This window comes from Comamonas sp. C11, from assembly GCF_024496285.1.
Taxonomy (GTDB): Bacteria; Pseudomonadota; Gammaproteobacteria; order Burkholderiales; family Burkholderiaceae_C; genus Comamonas; species Comamonas testosteroni_F.
Map to the genome: position 1 here is coordinate 5,584,002 of NZ_CP101743.1, position 16,689 is coordinate 5,600,690.

At 62.8% G+C, this 16,689-nt stretch carries 18 protein-coding genes; 6 read left to right on the forward strand and 12 right to left on the reverse strand.

Translation table 11 applies throughout. From position 1 onward, the window contains the following. The first annotated feature begins 104 nt into the window (after positions 1 to 104). Both NOX35_RS25785 and NOX35_RS25790 read left to right on the forward strand, forming a co-directional pair. The gene (locus NOX35_RS25785) at positions 105 to 1,037 is read left to right on the forward strand and encodes a pirin family protein (protein WP_256495195.1); all 933 of its coding nucleotides are present in this window, start codon (positions 105 to 107) and stop codon (positions 1,035 to 1,037) included. Between the two features lie 287 nt (positions 1,038 to 1,324). Beyond that, positions 1,325 to 2,725, forward strand: a complete 1,401-nt coding sequence (locus NOX35_RS25790; RefSeq protein WP_256495197.1) for an aspartate ammonia-lyase — start codon at positions 1,325 to 1,327, stop codon at positions 2,723 to 2,725. A gap of 124 nt (positions 2,726 to 2,849) precedes the next feature. Here the strand turns inward: NOX35_RS25790 and NOX35_RS25795 are convergent, their stop codons facing one another. From NOX35_RS25795 to NOX35_RS25815, 5 genes are all read right to left on the reverse strand, one after another. Beyond that, positions 2,850 to 3,227: an HPF/RaiA family ribosome-associated protein gene (locus tag NOX35_RS25795; RefSeq protein WP_003060358.1), complete on the reverse strand. Its 378-nt coding sequence runs from the start codon at positions 3,225 to 3,227 to the stop codon at positions 2,850 to 2,852. A gap of 279 nt (positions 3,228 to 3,506) precedes the next feature. Continuing rightward, positions 3,507 to 3,950, reverse strand: a complete 444-nt coding sequence (locus tag NOX35_RS25800; RefSeq protein WP_182285000.1) for a biopolymer transporter ExbD — start codon at positions 3,948 to 3,950, stop codon at positions 3,507 to 3,509. Between the two features lie 11 nt (positions 3,951 to 3,961). Next, positions 3,962 to 4,621, reverse strand: coding sequence for a MotA/TolQ/ExbB proton channel family protein (locus NOX35_RS25805; protein WP_182285001.1), 660 nt, complete (start codon positions 4,619 to 4,621; stop codon positions 3,962 to 3,964). A gap of 60 nt (positions 4,622 to 4,681) precedes the next feature. Beyond that, a complete protein-coding gene (gene dapB / locus NOX35_RS25810) occupies positions 4,682 to 5,515 on the reverse strand; it encodes a 4-hydroxy-tetrahydrodipicolinate reductase (RefSeq protein WP_256495201.1) in 834 nt (277 codons plus the stop codon). Positions 5,516 to 5,621: 106 nt separating this feature from the next. After that, entirely contained in the window at positions 5,622 to 6,167 is a 546-nt protein-coding gene (locus NOX35_RS25815) for an outer membrane protein assembly factor BamE (RefSeq protein WP_182285003.1), read from the reverse strand. A gap of 146 nt (positions 6,168 to 6,313) precedes the next feature. On the opposite strand from NOX35_RS25815, the gene fur reads away from it, so the two are divergent. From fur to NOX35_RS25830, 3 genes are all read left to right on the forward strand, one after another. Further along, positions 6,314 to 6,739 (forward strand): ferric iron uptake transcriptional regulator, encoded by a 426-nt coding sequence (fur, locus tag NOX35_RS25820; RefSeq protein WP_003060349.1) that lies wholly within the window; start codon positions 6,314 to 6,316, stop codon positions 6,737 to 6,739. Between the two features lie 162 nt (positions 6,740 to 6,901). Next, the gene (locus NOX35_RS25825; RefSeq protein WP_256495202.1) at positions 6,902 to 8,497 is read left to right on the forward strand and encodes a DUF1800 domain-containing protein; all 1,596 of its coding nucleotides are present in this window, start codon (positions 6,902 to 6,904) and stop codon (positions 8,495 to 8,497) included. Between the two features lie 11 nt (positions 8,498 to 8,508). Beyond that, positions 8,509 to 9,729, forward strand: a complete 1,221-nt coding sequence (locus NOX35_RS25830) for a DUF1501 domain-containing protein (RefSeq protein WP_256495204.1) — start codon at positions 8,509 to 8,511, stop codon at positions 9,727 to 9,729. Here the strand turns inward: NOX35_RS25830 and hprK are convergent. The 3 genes from hprK to hpf all read right to left on the reverse strand — a co-directional run bounded on the left by hprK (position 9,726) and on the right by hpf (position 11,711). Further along, a complete protein-coding gene (gene hprK, locus NOX35_RS25835; RefSeq protein ID WP_003060345.1) occupies positions 9,726 to 10,685 on the reverse strand; it encodes an HPr(Ser) kinase/phosphatase in 960 nt (319 codons plus the stop codon). The genes NOX35_RS25830 and hprK overlap by 4 nt on opposite strands. Positions 10,686 to 10,721: 36 nt before the next feature. After that, complete coding sequence (locus NOX35_RS25840) at positions 10,722 to 11,195, reverse strand: PTS sugar transporter subunit IIA (RefSeq protein WP_182285006.1); 474 nt, start codon at positions 11,193 to 11,195, stop codon at positions 10,722 to 10,724. A 156-nt stretch (positions 11,196 to 11,351) separates the two neighbouring features. After that, positions 11,352 to 11,711 (reverse strand): ribosome hibernation-promoting factor, HPF/YfiA family, encoded by a 360-nt coding sequence (gene hpf / locus NOX35_RS25845; protein ID WP_256495205.1) that lies wholly within the window; start codon positions 11,709 to 11,711, stop codon positions 11,352 to 11,354. Between the two features lie 440 nt (positions 11,712 to 12,151). On the opposite strand from hpf, the gene NOX35_RS25850 reads away from it, so the two are divergent. Next, positions 12,152 to 13,069: a phosphoribosylaminoimidazolesuccinocarboxamide synthase gene (locus NOX35_RS25850; RefSeq protein ID WP_003067010.1), complete on the forward strand. Its 918-nt coding sequence runs from the start codon at positions 12,152 to 12,154 to the stop codon at positions 13,067 to 13,069. 147 nt (positions 13,070 to 13,216) lie between these two features. On the opposite strand, the gene NOX35_RS25855 is transcribed toward NOX35_RS25850, so the two are convergent. From NOX35_RS25855 to NOX35_RS25870, 4 genes are all read right to left on the reverse strand, one after another. Beyond that, the gene (locus NOX35_RS25855) at positions 13,217 to 13,702 is read right to left on the reverse strand and encodes a peptidylprolyl isomerase (RefSeq protein ID WP_182285008.1); all 486 of its coding nucleotides are present in this window, start codon (positions 13,700 to 13,702) and stop codon (positions 13,217 to 13,219) included. 77 nt (positions 13,703 to 13,779) lie between these two features. Continuing rightward, positions 13,780 to 14,763 carry a tripartite tricarboxylate transporter substrate binding protein gene (locus tag NOX35_RS25860; protein WP_256495206.1) on the reverse strand — a complete coding sequence of 328 codons (984 nt, stop codon included), beginning with the start codon at positions 14,761 to 14,763 and terminating at the stop codon, positions 13,780 to 13,782. 67 nt (positions 14,764 to 14,830) lie between these two features. After that, positions 14,831 to 15,205, reverse strand: coding sequence for a hypothetical protein (locus NOX35_RS25865; RefSeq protein WP_054074314.1), 375 nt, complete (start codon positions 15,203 to 15,205; stop codon positions 14,831 to 14,833). A gap of 16 nt (positions 15,206 to 15,221) precedes the next feature. Continuing rightward, positions 15,222 to 16,583: an acyclic terpene utilization AtuA family protein gene (locus NOX35_RS25870; RefSeq protein ID WP_256495208.1), complete on the reverse strand. Its 1,362-nt coding sequence runs from the start codon at positions 16,581 to 16,583 to the stop codon at positions 15,222 to 15,224. Positions 16,584 to 16,689: the final 106 nt, after the last annotated feature.

The window sequence follows — 16,689 nt, forward strand, 5'->3', positions numbered from 1 at the left end:
CACAGTGATGTAACTGCGTGCAAGGCGTTGCTGCATTCTGCCGTCTGATTGCGCGAATACCGCATATCCCTGACACTCGAATCTCTTCGCCGTCAGGATTTGTCATGAGTGAATCAAAGAACTTACAACGTCTGCCCACCCGTATAGCCGATGTCGGCGGCATCCCCATCCACCGTGCCATTCCTCAGGCCGCGCTGCGCAAAGTAGGGGCCTGGTGCTTCCTCGACCACGCCGGCCCGGCCGTCCCCCCTCCACCCGGCATGCAGGTCGGGCCCCATCCCCATATCGGCCTGCAGACTTTCACCTGGATGATCGAGGGCGAGGTGCTTCACCGCGACAGCCTGGGCAGCGAGCAGATCATCCGCCCCGGCCAGGTCAATCTGATGACGGCTGGCCGCGGCATTGCCCATTCCGAAGAAGCCCAGACACTGGGCGTGCATGCAGCCCAGTTGTGGATTGCCTTGCCCGACAGCCATCGCAATACTGCGCCCCGCTTCCAGCATTATCCCGACCTGCCCAGGACCGAGATCGGCGACTTTGCCGTAACCGTGCTGGCCGGTGAAGCCCTCGGTCTGGCGGCCCCCGCAGAAGTCCACTCCCCGCTGATGGGCGTGGACCTTCTGGCCTGCGGCACAGCCGGCCAGGCGTGCGCCACCATGCCGCTGCGCGCCGACTTCGAGCATGCGGTGATGAGCCTGTCAGGCGAGGTGAAGGTTGAAGGCCAGGTGTTGCCCTCGCAGGAGCTGATCTATCTGCCTGTGGGCACGCGGGAAGTGCAGCTGGAATGCACGCCCGGCAGCCGCCTCATCATCATCGGGGGCGAGCCCATGGATGAAGCCATCTTGCTGTGGTGGAACTTTGTGGCCCGCACCACCGAAGAGATGCAACAGGCCCAGCAGCAATGGGAGGCGGAGGCGGCCACCGATGCGGAACTCGTCAACGGACAGCCACGCCGTTTTGGCAAGCCCGTGGCCTCGCCTCTGAAGTCGCTGCACTCTCCCTCACTGGCTGGCGTCAGCCTGCGCGCCTCCAGATAAGCCTGCCGGCGCTTATTCAATTCGCACCAATTTGGTGCGAATTGAATTTCTCAAAAAGAAGAATAAAAGCATCTTTGCAAGATTTTGGTGGATTTTGGAAGCTTTTAGAGACAACGCACTCTCTTCAAGCGAAGACAAGCCAGACGTTATGCATGAAACGTTTGGACTCATGCACGCCAAGCTTTCATAATCGAGCCAACGCCCTGGCCACGAGAATGCGACCGCCGCTTCTCGTCCGGGGCGTTGCCACGTCCTGCCCAACTCAACTTTGCAAAGAAAGCCGATCAATGCGTCAAGAACATGACTTCATTGGCATCAAAACCATCCCTCCCGACGCGTACTGGGGCGTTCATTCCGCACGCGCAGTGGAGAACTTCCCCATTACCGGTCACTCGGTCGCGCACATGCCCGAGCTGATCCGCGCGTTTGCCTTTGTCAAAAAGGCAGCGGCCCAGGCCAATCTGCAGTTTGGTGCCATCAATCTCAAGCAAGCCACCGCCATCTCCCAAGCCTGTGATGATCTGATTTCCGGCCAGCTGCACGAGCAGTTTGTGGTCGATGTGATCCAGGGCGGCGCCGGCACCTCCACGAATATGAACGCCAATGAGGTGATCGCCAACCGTGCACTCGAGCACCTGGGATTGCCCAAAGGCACTTACGACATGATCCACCCCAACGATCACGTCAATGCTTCGCAGTCCACCAACGACTCCTACCCCACAGCCGTCAAGCTTGCCACCTACGCTGGCATCCAGAAGCTGCTGATCGCCCTGACCGAGTTGCGCTCTGCTTTCGAAGCCAAAGCCGGCGAATTCGCCCATATCCTGAAAATCGGCCGCACACAATTACAAGATGCCGTGCCCATGACTTTGGGCCAGGAGTTTTCCGCTTTTGCAGCCATGATCGCCGACGATGAAAAGCGTCTGCGCGAGTCCGCCTATCTGATGACCGAAGTGAACATGGGTGGCACTGCCATCGGTACCGGCATCAACGCTCCCGTAGGCTACGCAAGCGCCGTGACCAAGGCCTTGGCTGAAATTTCGGGCGTTCCCGTCGTCAAAGCCGGCGATCTGATCGCCGCCACGGGAGATACCGGCGCCTTTGCCGACATTTCCGGTATCTTGAAGCGTGTTGCAGTCAAGCTATCCAAGATCAGCAACGACCTGCGCCTGCTTTCCTCGGGCCCTCAAGCAGGTGTGGCAGACATCAAGCTGCCGGCGCGCCAGGCCGGCTCGTCCATCATGCCCGGCAAGGTGAATCCCGTGATTCCCGAGGTAATGAACCAGGTCTGCTTTGAAGTGATAGGCAACGATGCCGCCATCACCATGGCCGTGGAGGCCGGCCAATTGCAGCTCAACGCCTTCGAGCCGCTGATGGCCTGGGCTCTGCACAAAAGCCTGAGCCACCTGAGCAGCGCCTGCAAGACGCTGCAAGTCAACTGCGTGGAAGGCATTGTGGCCAACGAAGCGCTGCTGGATTCCCGCATTGCCGAGTCGGTGACGCTGGTGACGGCGCTGAACCCTTTGATCGGCTACGAAAAGGCCGCCAAGATTGCCAAGACCGCCATTGCCAACGGCAAGCAGATTGCCGTGGTGGCGGAAGAACTGGGCATCATGAGCCGGATCGAAATGAACAAGCTGCTGGTCGCCGACAAGCTGACCCAGGCCGGCGCATTGACCGCCGCATAAGCACGCTCTTTATCGACAATGCAAAAGGGCATGTTCGCCATGAACATGCCCTTTTTGATTGATATCGTTTTAATAGCTTTCCACGCCTGGTTTCAGAGGGCAGAAAGCCAAAAACGCTTCATATTCAAGCCACTGCGGCATTCTCGTCACTGGGGTCATCCACGCCGCGTACGCTTTCACGCAGATTTTTGTCCTTGAGCTTGCCAAGATCAGTCTCCACCGCGCGTTTGAGCTTTTCAATCGCGGCGCTGAAGGCCTCCTTGACCTTTTCGGCTTCCGCATTCACTGCGATGGGGGGGCGACCTGTAGCCCGGGTCTCGAGCACACAGCGTTTGCCTGGGCCACCCGTGGTCTTGAGGGCATCAACGCCCGTGAGGAAGACCTCCACACGCACCACATACTCCTTCAGGCGGGCCAGCTTGGCATTGATCTCCTCCTGCGCCCATTGAGCCAGAGACTCTCCACCCTGGATGGAATCGTCGGCATGAACCTGTACTTGCATGCAAATCCTCCTAGTCACCAAATGCCGCAACCGCTGCGGCGAAATCTGTAGGGGTGCCATAAAGGCAGGCGAAAACATCGTAACGCCAGAACCTTGTTCTGCCCATCGGGGCTTGTTACGCCAGTAAAGGACAGGGGCTTTGACCATTGTGGAGGCAGCTTCGCCCTGATTTGAAAGAGATAGCAACAAGGGTAGGCTCTACGAGCTTTGCCCTTGAGCCAAAGCAAAAAGTGCTGGCCGGTGATTTGCAAAAAGTAAGCGTTTTTACGCCTAGGGCCGTCAGTTAATGCCAGCCTTCGATTCAGGCTCGGCCACAAAGCCGATGCGCGTCAGGCCTGCTGCGTGGGCCCAGCCCATGACCTGTACCACGCGACCATAGGGAACGCTGGTGTCGGCGCGCAGTTGCACTTCGGCCTGAGGATTGCGCCGCCCCAGCTCTTCCAGTTGCTGCTGCACTGCCGCATCGTCCGCCACGGCCCCCTGAATCCAGATTTCGCCGGCAGGGCTGACCTCCACCATCAAGGCATCGCTCTTGCTCACGGCAGCCTGCTGCACTGCTGCCTGCGCCTTGGGCAGCTGCACGCGCAAGGTGGCTGCCAGCATGGGAGCAGCCAGAATGAAGATCACCACCAGCACCAGCATCACATCGACCAGCGGTGTGACATTGATGGTGTTGATCGGAGTTTCCGCCCCTTGACGGCGGCTCATGCGACCGAATGCCATGATGCCGTCCTTTAAGAAGCATCCACGCCGAACTGGGCATGCAGATCATGTGCAAACCCTTCCAGCACAGCCTCCAGCTGGCTGGCCGAACGCCCCAGCAGGTTATAGGCCAGCACAGCAGGCAAAGCGACGGCCAGACCGGCGGCCGTCATGACCAGGGCTTCACCCACAGGCCCGGCAAGCTGAGCGATATCGACCTGACCACTGCCCGCCAGCGTTCCCAGCGCATGGTGAATGCCCCAGACCGTACCCAACAGACCCACAAACGGTGCCGTTGCACCAATGGTGGCAAGCAAGGTCTGACCCCACTGCAGCTGGACGGATGCCTGGCCCAGAGCCTCACGCAGGCTGCGCAGCAGGCGCTGGCCCTGCGTCGCGCTTTGTGCCAGAGAGCCTTGCGCAGCCATTGCGCCCTGCGCCACGGCATCGGCCATGGCCTGCACCAGCCCCTGTCTATCCAGAGCCTTGACCTGCGCCATGGCCTGGACCAGATCGGGCATCTGCCAGAACGCAGCCACGGCCTGCGGCACGCTGCGACGCGCCACGGCCATAAACCAGAGCTTGTAGAGGATGACCACCCAGCTGAGCACGGACATCAGCAGCATCAGGGCCGCCGTCGCCCACGTGACCGCATCGCCCTCTGCCAGCCATTGCCACATTCCTGCAGACATCGCTCACCTCGCTCCCAGAAACAGCAAGGGGCCGTCACGGCCCCTTTGCAAATTGCGCGGTCAGCGCAGATTCAGCACATCGTACATATCGTACTGGCCAGTCTTCTTGTCGGCCAGATAGGCCACGGCGCGCAGGCTGCCGTTGGCATAGCCTGCACGGCTGCTGGACTTGTGCGAGATCTCGATGCGCTCGCCGGTACCGGCAAACAGCACGGTGTGATCGCCCACGATATCGCCGCCGCGCACGGTGGCAAAGCCAATGGTGTCGGCCTTGCGCTCGCCGGTGTGGCCGAAGCGCTCATACACGGCGCGATCGGCCAGCTTGGTGCCCTGGGCTTCGGCAATCACTTCGCCCATCTTCAGGGCCGTTCCAGAAGGTGCGTCGACCTTGTGCTTGTGATGGGCTTCGACGATCTCGATGTCGTAGCCACCTTGCTGCAAGGCCTTGGCCGCCATCTCCAGCAACTTGAAGGTCACGTTCACGCCTACGCTCATATTGGGGGCGAAAACGATGGAAGTCTTCTGGGCAAACTCGGCGATCTGCGTCTTTTGCTCATCCGAGAAGCCCGTGGTGCCGATGACCACGCCAACGCCCAGATCGGCCGCAACGGCCAGGTGCTCCATCGTGCCTTCGGGGCGCGTGAAGTCGATCAGGCAGTCGGCCTTCGACAGGGCTGCGCGCACATCGCTTTCGATCTTCAGCCCGCTGGGCTTACCCAGGAATGCAGAAGGATCGGTGCCGATGGCAGGGCTGTCGGCGCGGTCCAGTGCTGCAGCCAGCACGCAGTCGCTGCTGTTCAGAATCGCTTCGATCAGCATATGGCCCATGCGGCCGGAGGCACCCGCCACAGCAACGCGCTGAGGGGTGGGGGAATGGGTGGTGGATGCGGTCATGGCGCTATCACTCGATCAAATGGAAGACGGCAGGATCGCATCCACACCGTCATAAAAAGAGAGCATCCACCGCTTTCTGCAAGCGGGGAACAACCTGTTCTGATGCTTAACGCGATTCCAGCGGTGGATAGCTGGTGGCGGCAGGCGGCAGATTGGCCGCAGCCTGCTCGGCTTCGGTGTTATTGCGTGCGGGGTATTTGGCCAGTTGAGCTTCGCTGGCTTCCAGCTGCGGAACCTTGGGCGTGCCCTTCATGCCTTTGAGGCTGGCCACGAAATCGGCCTCGGAGGGCATCTCGTCACCTTCGGCGCGCGCAAAGGCGTCGCCATTGAAGAAGACGGTGAGCTTGCGGATCTGCGACTCCACACCAGGGCGATTGATGGTGAACACGTATTCCCAGCGATCGCCGTGGAACACGCTGGTCACGAGAGGTGTGCCCAGGATGTCGCGAATCTGCTGACGGCTCATGCCGGGCTGCAAGGCCTCGACCTGCTCCTTGGACACGAAATTGCCCTGCACGACATCGACCTTGTAAGGAGTGACGGCATTGGCGACACGGTGCGCGGCGCCATCGATACTGTTGCAGCCGGCCAGTGCCGCTGCGATTGCCAACGTCAGGGCCAGACCTGCGCGGCTACGGGCTTGAACATGCATGGGTAATGGCATAGGGATATGATCGGGTTCATTGTAGCGGCAGGCCCCGGAGACACTTGGAGATTCCCTTTATCTGCGTGTAAAGCTTCTCCTTAAACAAGTGGGTCCAGCCTTCCATGTGCCCGTAGTCCACCAAGAGAGCCGACATGAAAAATATTGATGAACTCAAAAGCACGGGCCTCAAAGCCACTTTGCCGCGTCTGAAAATCCTGGAAATCTTCCAGAAGGGCGCCCAGCGCCACATGACGGCCGAAGACGTGTTCCGCGTGCTTCTGGACGAGCGCTCGGATATTGGCCTGGCCACGGTTTACCGCGTGCTGACCCAGTTCGAGCAGGCCGGCATCCTGATCCGCAGCAACTTCGAAAGCGGCAAAGCCGTCTATGAGCTCAACGAAGGCCAGCACCACGACCACTTCGTCTGCACCAGCTGCGGCAAGGTCGAGGAGTTCTATGACGCCGAGATCGAGAAACGCCAGAACCTGATCGCCAAGGAAAAGGGCTGGGTGATTCAGGATCACTCCATGGCGCTCTACGGCCAGTGCGCCGAATGCGCCACACGCGCCGCCAAGTAAAAACGCAAAACGCGACGGTGAATCCAGGGGCAGGACATGCAGATGTCTTGCCCTTTTTACATTTGGTGAGAACTTCTTCACATAGCTCCATCAAGCCTCAAACCAAACGCGAGCCGGACTGCGTATGCTGCAGTCATTCCCGCGCTTGAGGAGACCCGGTTCATGCGACTGCTACCGTTTTCACCTGTCCAGGGGCTGCTCTGTCTGGCCGCCCTCGCCTTGACCGCCTGCGCACCGCTGGCTCCCTCATCGGGCCGCCCCAGCCCCGAGGTGCTGCAGACGCTGAGCAGCAGCGCCCTGCCCGACAAGCCCAGCGCGCTGCAAAGCCAGCAATGGCTGGACAGGGTCACCTGGGGCGCCACCGACCATGATGCGGCCCGGCTGCAGCAGCAAGGCCTCAAGCGCTGGCTGGCCGCTCAGCTCAGCCCGTCCTCCGCGCCCATGCCGGCCGAGGTGCAGCAGCACATCGATGCCCTGGGCATCAGCCAGAAGCCCATGGCGCAGATCCAGCGCGAAATTGCCGACCAGCGCCTGGCCATTCGCAACAGCCAGGATCCGGAGGAGGCCGCCAAGCTGCGCAGCGAGCTGCAGCGCCAGCTCAATCAGCTCGGTGCCGAAGCCCAGAAACGCCAGATCTGGCGCGCGCTCTACTCGCCCCACCAGTTGCAGGAGCAAATGACCTGGTTCTGGATGAATCACTTCAACGTCAGCACCCGCAAGGGCGATGTGCGCATGTGGGTGGGCGACTACGAGGAGCAGGCCATTCGCCCCCATGCGCTGGGCAAATTCCGCGAGCTGCTGACGGCCAGCATGCGCCATCCGGCCATGCTGCTGTATCTGGACAATGCCAGCAATGCCGCCGGGCGCATCAATGAAAACTACGCGCGCGAACTGCTGGAGCTGCACACCATGGGCGTGGGCAGCGGCTACACCCAGGCCGACGTGCAGGCCATGGCCCATGTGCTGACCGGTGTGGGCTTCTCCACCCGGGAGGCCGATGCCCCGCCACCCAGGCTGCGCCCCGAACGCCAGGGCGACTATCTGCGCCATGGCTTCTTCGAATTCAACCCCAATCGCCACGATTACACACCCCAGGTCTTGCTCGGCAGGCCGCTGGAAAAAAGCGGACTGGCCCAGGTCAACGAGGCGGTAGACCGCATCGTGGCCTCGCCCGTCACTGCGCGCTTCATTGCACGCAAGCTCTGCGTCTATTTTCTCGGCGACAAGCCGCCCCAGGCCGTGGTCGAGCGCACGGCCCAGGCCTTTGAGCGCAGCCATGGCGATATCGCCGTCACTCTGGCCACGCTGCTGAGCGACCCTCAGGCTCAGCAGTTCGGCCAGGGCTTCAAGGACCCGGTCCACTATGTGCTGGGCGCCACACGCCTGGCCTACGACCAGCGCGTGGCCAGCGACGTGTCCCCGGTACAGAACTGGCTCAACCAGCTGGGTCAGCCGCTGTATGGCCACGAAACGCCCGACGGCTACCCCGTGACGCAATCGGACTGGTCCAGCTCCGGCCAGATGAATGCCCGCTTCGAGGTGGCAAGGCAGATTGGCAGCCGCGGCGCGCTGCTGTTCCGCAACAGCCCGCAGCAGCCGCTGGAGAAGCCGCCCTATCCCGACCTGGACAAGCGCGGCAGCGTACAGGCTCGCGTGCCGGCATTGGGTGTCGCCACACGCGCCGCACTGGCCCAGGCCAGGAACCCGGCGGACTGGAACAGCTTTTTCCTCTCCGCCCCCGAAATGATGTACCGCTAAGGAGGGCAGCCATGCAAAGACGTCAATTTCTCAGCCTCGGCGCTGCCCTGCCGCTGTTCTGCCAGCTGGGCCAAGGTCTGGCCGCTCCCTTGCAAAGCGGCTCGCCCCGTTTTCTGCTGGTCTTTCTGCGCGGCGCCTACGACAGCAACAGCCTGCTGGTGCCTACTCACAGCGACTTCTACTATCAGGCCAGGCCCAGCATCGCCATAGCGCGCCCGGGATCGGCCGATGGTGCCCTGGCCCTGAACCCTCAATGGGGACTGCACCCTGCATTGCAAAGCAGCCTGCTGCCGCTGTACGAACAGGGCCAGGCCTGTTTTGTGCCGTTCGCAGGCAGCAACGACCTCTCGCGCAGCCATTTCGAAACCCAGGATTCGATCGAGCTGGGCCAACCCCAGGAAGGCGGAAAAAGCTATCAGAGCGGCTTTCTGAACCGGCTGACCCGGGTGCTGCAGGCCGACAGCCAGAGCCGCACCGGCCTCAGCCCCATGGCCTTCACCGCCCAGTTGCCGCTATGCCTGCGCGGCAGCGCCCAGGTGGCGAACATGGCGCTGGCCTCGGTGCGCAAGACGGCCGTGGACGAGCAGCGCAGCCAGATCATTGCCTCCATGTACCAGGGCTCGGCACTGGAGACGCCGGTGCGCGAAGGCTTTTCGGTACAGCGCGCCGTGCAGCGCAGCATGCAGGAGGAAATGGACCAGGCCGGGCGCAATGCCATCAGCGCCAAGGGCTTCAGCCTGGTAGCCCAGCGCATGGCCCACCTGATGCGCGAGCAGTTCGACCTGGGCTTTGTCGATATCGGAGGCTGGGACACCCATGTCAATCAGGGCGCCGCCAGCGGCAACCTGGCCAACCGGCTCAGCGATCTGAGCCAGGGCCTGGCGACTTTCGCCGACTCCATGGGAGCCGAGGCCTGGCGCCATACCGTGGTGGCCGTGATCAGCGAGTTCGGCCGCACTTTCCGCGAAAACGGCAACAAGGGCACGGATCACGGCCATGGCACGGCTTACTGGTTTCTCGGCGGCGGCCTGTCGGCCCAGGCCGGCGGCAAGGTGCTGGGCGAGCAGATCGAGGTCACCGAAAAAGCGCTTTTCCAGAACCGCGACTACCCCGTGCTCAACGAATACCGCTCCCTGCTCGGCGGCCTGTTTGCCCGCATGTACGGCCTGAACGCAGCGCAGCTTCAGCAGATCTTTCCGGCCTCGCAGCCCGGCAGGCTGCAGCTGGTCTAGAACGACTCGCCGCTTTCCATGGCGCGGCGGTGGCGCATCACGAATTCCTGGTAGGTGTCGATGCCGCGCAGCTGCAAAATGGCATTGCGCACTGCGGCTTCCACCAGCACGGCGATGTTTCGGCCCGCCACCACCTGAATCACCACCTTGCGCACGGGCACGCCCAGCACGTCCTGGGTCAGCGGCTCGGCGGGCAGGCGCTCGTATTCGCGCTCCATGGTTTCCTTGCGCACCAGATGCACGATGAGCTTGAGCCGCATCTTGCGGCGCACCGCCGTCTCGCCAAAGATGGCGCGAATATCGAGCAGGCCGATGCCGCGCACCTCGAGCAGGTTCTGCAGCAGCTCGGGGCATTTGCCTTCGACCGTGGTCTGGTTGATGCGGTACAGGTCCACCGCATCGTCGGCCACCAGACCATTGCCGCGCGTGACCAGCTCCAGCCCCAGCTCGCTCTTGCCAAGGCCCGATTCGCCCGTGATCAGCACGCCCATGCCCAAAATATCCATGAACACGCCGTGCATGGTGATGCGATCGGCGAAATGCTTGGACAGATAGGCACGCAGCACGTCGATGACGAAGGCCGACTGCTCCTTGGTGGAGAACAGCGGGATATGCGCGCGCTCGCACATGGAGATCAGTTCGTCGGGCGCGTCCTGACCATCGGCCAGCACCAGCACCGGCGGCTCCAGCGTGACGATGCGGGCAATGCGGCGCAGGCAGTCCTGCGAGGTGGCATTGGTCAGATAGGCGATTTCACGCTCGCCCAGCACCTGCAGACGGTAGGGATGGATGTAGTTGAGATAGCCCACCAGATCGGCACCCGAGCGGGCCGAGCGCACGGCCATCTCGTCGAAGCGGCGCTCGGAGGCGCCCAGCCCCGCTATCCACTGCCAGCGCAGGCTGGAGTTGCGAAATGCCTCGAACAATACATCGGCACTGATGGCGCTGGGTCTCATGGCAAGGCCCTGTCAGTCAAGAAGAAGGGCCAGGACTCAAGCCTGGGAGTTGATGGAGGACTGCCAGCTGTCGATCATGCCGTGCAGCTGCTGCGCATCGGTGGACGACTTCAGGCGCTCGCGCAACTGGCTGTCGCTGAGCAGCTCGGCGATCTCGGAGAGGATTTCCAGGTGCTTTTGCGTCGCCGCCTCGGGCACCAGCAGGAAGATCAGCAGCCCGACCGGCTGCTCGTCGGGCGCATCGAAGCCGATGGGGTTGGCCAGCTGGAACACTGCCGCCATGGGAGCCGTCAGGCCCTTGATGCGGCCATGGGGAATGGCAACTCCATGCCCCAGGCCGGTGGAGCCCAGGCGTTCGCGTGCGAACAGGCTATCGGTGATCAGGGCACGAGACAGACCATGCAAGCTCTCAAAGAGCAAACCCGCTTCCTCGAAAGCGCGTTTCTTGCTGGTGACATCAACGCTCACAAGCACTTGAGCGGCGGGAAGGATAGAAGCTAGGCGATTCATGGTGTGATCAACAATTATGCACCGCAGCGCTGAAAACCGTGGGGAAACCCTGATCACCATCAAAAACCGCCCCGTAGGGCGGCGCTTTTAGCGTTGTAACAAGGCGACAGCCCTGCAACAAACCGGCGCAAACGCTGGGCTTGCGCCTCGCTTTCATCAAGCTGACACCTGCGCCAGCCCCAAGCCCCCGGCATCGAGTCGCTTGGCTGTGGCACGCGGGCCTTGCTGACGAGTCTTGTAGCGCATCACCACACGGTCGAGCTTGTCGGCCAGGGCATCCACGGCGGCATAGAGGTCGAAATGCTGCGTCTCCACGAACAAGTCTTGCCCTTTTACGCGTACCGTGCAACCGGCGCGCTGTCGTTTGTCTTTTTCCTTTTGCTTGTGGACTGTGAGCAGCACCTTCACGTCCACGACCTGATCGAAGTGCCTGAGAATGCGTTCCAGCTTGGCCATGACATAGCTGCGCAGCGAGGGAGTGACCTCCAGGTGATGCCCGCTAATCGTCAAATTCATAACAAAACACTCCTTAGCTCTCGGTGAAATCACTGCGGTTTCACAGCACCTGATGGCTGTGCCGCAGCCTGGCAGTTCGGAATGCGCATTCGTCTTTGCTGTGAATCCACTATGCGCCCGCCCCACGCCAAAGGCAACGAAATGACCGTGATAGCGCAGGCTAGTCAGGGGCCTTGTTTGGCGGTTTGATGACAGGCGGTTTTGACGCCACAATGAGTGGCTTTGGCTGGCATGCGGGGGATACGCCTTCATGCCCCATGGCCCCGATCGCAGCAGGCGCGCACTGGCAAAGACCGTGACCGTCCAAACCCCTGCCTGCGCCATTAAAATCGCGTTTTTACGCAGCCGCCTCTCGGGCCTGCGACGCTGGCAGCCCCCGGGCTTTCAGGCGCCTGCTGACCGACTGCACGCCTGAATTGCCTGACAGCCCTATCTCGACCATGACCACCCAGCCCTCCGCCCTGCATACCTCCAACATTGCCTCGCTGCCCCTGCTCGCACGTGGCAAGGTCCGCGACAACTACGCCGTGGGCGACGACCGCATCCTGATGGTGGCCTCGGACCGCCTGTCTGCCTTTGACGTGATCATGGGCGAGCCCATTCCCGGCAAGGGCGTGCTGCTGACGCAGATGGCGCTGTTCTGGTTCGACAAGCTGGGCCATATCTGCCCCAACCACCTGACCGGCGAAGCCCCCGAATCCGTGGTCAAGCCCGAGGAAGTCAAGCAGGTCGAAGGCCGCTCCATGCTGGTCAAGCGCCTCAAGCCCGTGCTGATCGAAGCCGTGGTGCGCGGTTATCTGGCCGGCAGCGGCTGGAAGGAATACCAGGAATCGCAATCGGTCTGTGGCGTGAAGCTGCCCGCCGGCCTGACCAACGCGGCCAAGCTGCCCGAACCCATCTACACCCCCGCGGCCAAGGCCGAAATGGGTGACCACGACGAGAACATCACCTACGAGCGCACCGTGGAAATGGTGGGCGAACAGCTGGCAGCCCAGATCCGCGACACCGCCATCCGCATCTACAAGGAAGCGGCCGAGATCGCGCTGACCAAGGGCATGATCATTGCCGACACCAAGTTCGAATTCGGCCTGACCGAAGATGGCACCCTGGTGCTGATGGACGAGGTGCTGACCCCCGACAGCTCGCGCTACTGGCCCGTGGAAGGCTATGAGGACGCGCTGGCCAAGGGCGAGAACCCTCCCAGCTACGACAAGCAGTTCGTGCGTGACTGGCTGGAGCAGGCACAGGTCAACGGCAAGGCCTGGGACAAGAAGGCTCCCGCGCCCCGCCTGCCCAAGGAAGTGATCGACAGGACGGCGGCCAAGTACCGCGAGGCGCTGGATCGCCTGACCGCCTGAGCGATCAGTCCCAAGCAGACAAAAGGCCCCCGGAATCGAAATCCGGGGGCCTTTTTTGTTTTGATAGCTGCTTGCGCTTTCAGACAAGGGATTTCAGCTCGAAATAATGCTGAAATCCTTTGTGAGAATACGCTGACAGCTATGTTTTTAATGGTGGTGGCCGTGACCGCCATGCACATGCTTGTGGGCGATTTCTTCTTCGGAGGCCTCGCGCACATCGTTGACCACCGCGCTGAAGCGCAGCGCGAAACCGGCCAGGGGATGGTTGCCGTCCAGCAGCACCACGGGGCCCTTGATCTTCACCACGTTGTAGATCTGGGGCAGGCCCTGATCGTTGGTGCCGCGCAGCTGGCCGCCCACCTTCACGCCCGCAGGGAATTCACCCTTGGGAATGGTGCGCTTGAGGCTTTCGTCGCGCTCGCCGAAGGCGTCCGCCACGGCCAGATCCACGGTCACGACATCGCCTTTTTGCTTGCCGTCCAGAGCGGCTTCGACCTTGGCGAAGATGTTGTCATAGCCGCCGTGCAGATAGGCCACATCGCCCTTGTCCAGCAGTTTGACGGCCACGCCGCCCGCGAGCAGCTCGTGAATCTTGTAGTTGATGGTGACGGCAGTGTCTTTGGTGATGTTCATGACAATGGATTTCGAGTGGTGCGGTGCCTGAACCCGAGTCAGGCATCGCGCAAAGCTGTCATTGTCGGCGACTCGGGCTATTCCAGTGTCACGCCCGTGGCCTTAACCACGCCGCGCCATTTGTCCACGTCGGCGCGGATCTGCTGTGCAAAGGCCTCGGGCCTGCTGGCCACGGGCTCGGCGCCCAGGCTGCGCAGTTGCCGGGTCACCTCGGGGTCGCGCACGGCCTGGGCAACTGCGGTCTGCAGCGTGTCGAGCACCGCCTTGGGCGTTCCCGCCGGCGCCAGCAGGCCGAACCAGCCCGAGACCTCGTAGCCGGGCACGCTTTCGGCAACGGTGGGAATGTCTGCCGCCCCGGGCCAGCGCTGTGCCGTGGTCACGGCCAGCGCCCGCAGCTTGCCGCTGCGCACGAAGGCGATGGTGGACGGCAGGTTGTCGAAGCCGGCCTGTATCTGCCCGCCCACGAGATCGGTGAGCATGGGCGATGCGCCCTTGTAAGGCACATGGGTCATGTCCACGCCCGCCATCATCTTGAGCAGCTCGGCGCTCATGTGCGGAGAGCCGCCGGGGCTGGTCGAGCCGAAGTTGATCTGCCCGGGCCTGGTCTTGGCCAGCGCCAGCAACTCGCCCAGGGTGCGCGCGGGGACGCTGGGATGAACCACGATGATGTTGGGCGTGCTGGCCACCACGGTGACGGGCGCGAAGTCCTTGACGGCGTCATAGGGCAGGTTCTTCTGCAGCGCCGAGTTGATGCCGTGCGAGCTGGCCGTCCCCATGACCAGGGTGTAGCCGTCGGCGGCGGCCTGGGCCACGGCCACCGAGCCTATGGCACCGCTGGCGCCGGCCCGGTTCTCGACGACGAAGGGCTGGCGCAGCCGCTCGGACAACTGGGCCGCCGCCAGCCGCGCGATGATGTCCGTGGTGCCTCCTGCCGGATAGGGAACGATGATGCGCACGGGCTTGACGGGATAGGCCGGGGCCTGCGCGAAGGCCACGGCCGTGCAGGCCGCCATGGCCAGCGCTGCGGCGGCAGCCAGAGCGCGAAACAGTTGCGAGGTCATTGCGGTGTCTCCTGGTGGTGTTTTTTGGAATATGCGGTGGATGCCCGTGCTGGATGTCGGTGCCAGCTCAGCCTGGCGCACGGCGGCGCAGCAGCGGAGCCAGCGCAGCGGGAACGAGCAGCTCGAAGCCCAGGATGGCCGCCGACAGCGCCTTGCCGTAGTTGTCCACCGACAGGCTGCGCGAGACGCCGCCGCCCAGTGCACCGTGCGCCACGAAATTCAGCGCGTGAAGGTTGTCGGCCTCGTAGCGCAGCACCTCGCCGGTGATGGCCGGGCCATGAAAGGCCTTGAAGCGTTCGGCGCTCAGCTGCTGCTTGAGCAGCGCATAGAGCTCGGGCTCGTAGGCAAACACGGCGATGTTGGAGGTATTGCCCTTGTCGCCCGAGCGCGTATGTGCCACCTGCTCCAGCGGCACCCGGATGTCCTGGTTCATGTCCTGCATGCTTTGCTCTCCCTGCTCAGCTCGTGAAGTAGTCGATATGCGCCGTCACCTGCTCGCGCGGCACCAGCGAGGACCACACGCCTATCACCTCGCGCGTGCGCTCCTGGTGCGGCACTCGCTTGCCGGTGTGGGCAATCCCCGAGACCGCCATGCCGTCCACTTCGCGCCCCACCTTGACCGCCTCCTCGCGCGAACGGGTGCGTGCCGCCACGCGCACGGCCACTTCATAGGGCTCGGGCGCATCCGCCGGCGTGGCAGCGCCATGCACGGCATTCAGGCCCAGGAAGTCGATACGCACCTCCTCGGCATCGAGCTTGACGATGCGCAGGCGCTCCTCCAGGATGCGCCTGGCCAGCTGGGCGCGGCGCAGCGCGCCAGGGCCGGCGTAGAAGAACATGTCCTCGCCGATGAAGCCCTCGGTGCATCCCATGGAGACCTTGAGCGTGGATGTGCGCGGCTTGCCCGTGAGACCCGTCACGCGCACGCGATCGGGCGCCAGTTGCTCGATGCGAGCCTGCGTGAAGTCGACCACCACATCGGGCGTGATGTAGTTCGCCGGGTCGTGCACCTCGTAGAGCATCTGCTCCTTGACCGTCTGCAGGCTGATCATGCCGCCCGTGCCGTCCACCTTGGACAGGGTCACGCCGCCTTCGGCATCGACCTCGGCGATGGGAAAGGCCAGGTTCCAGGGATCGGGCACGTCCTTGAGGCCGGGGTCCGCAAAATACCCCCCGGTGATCTGGGCCCCGCACTCCATCAGATGGCCTATCGCACTGCCGGCACCTATACGCTCATGGTCCAGCAGGTCCCAGCCGAACTCATGCACCATGGGAGCCAGGAACAGTGAAGGATCGGCCACGCGGCCCGTGACCACGATCTGCGCGCCTTTCGCCAGAGCGTCGACGATGGGAGCGGCCCCGAGATAGGCTTCGGCCGAGATCAGCGAGTGGGCAATGCTCTGCGTGGGCGCACCTGTCTCCAGGATGGTGGGAGCCAGCGACAGCACGCGGTCGGTGATCAGGCTGCCGCCCACGGCCGCCACCTTGACGCCGGTGATGTCCAGCTCGCGCAGCAGCTCGACGATGCGCCGGGCCGCACCCTGCGGGTTGATCCAGCCCTGGTTGGAGATGATGCGCGTGCCCTGGCGCATGCATGCAGGCAGCACGGCTCGCATGCGGTCGTCGAGATAGGTGTCGTAGCCCGGAAAGGACGGGTCCCGTCTGGCCCTGACCTGCGCGGCGGAGACCGTGGCCTCGGCCATGGTCTCGAAGCACAGGTAGTCGAGCCGGCCATGCTCGGCATTGAGGGCGGCGGGCTCGATCCGGTCGCCCCACCAGGCGGCTCCCGCGCCTATGCGCAGGATCTTGCTGTCATTCATTGCGCTCGTCTCCGTTGTTCCCCCAGACCCGGGGGCTGAGACCATTCTGTACAGTCGTTTTTCAAGAGACAACGCATGCGCGCGCACAGCGCATGTGAATCAATTT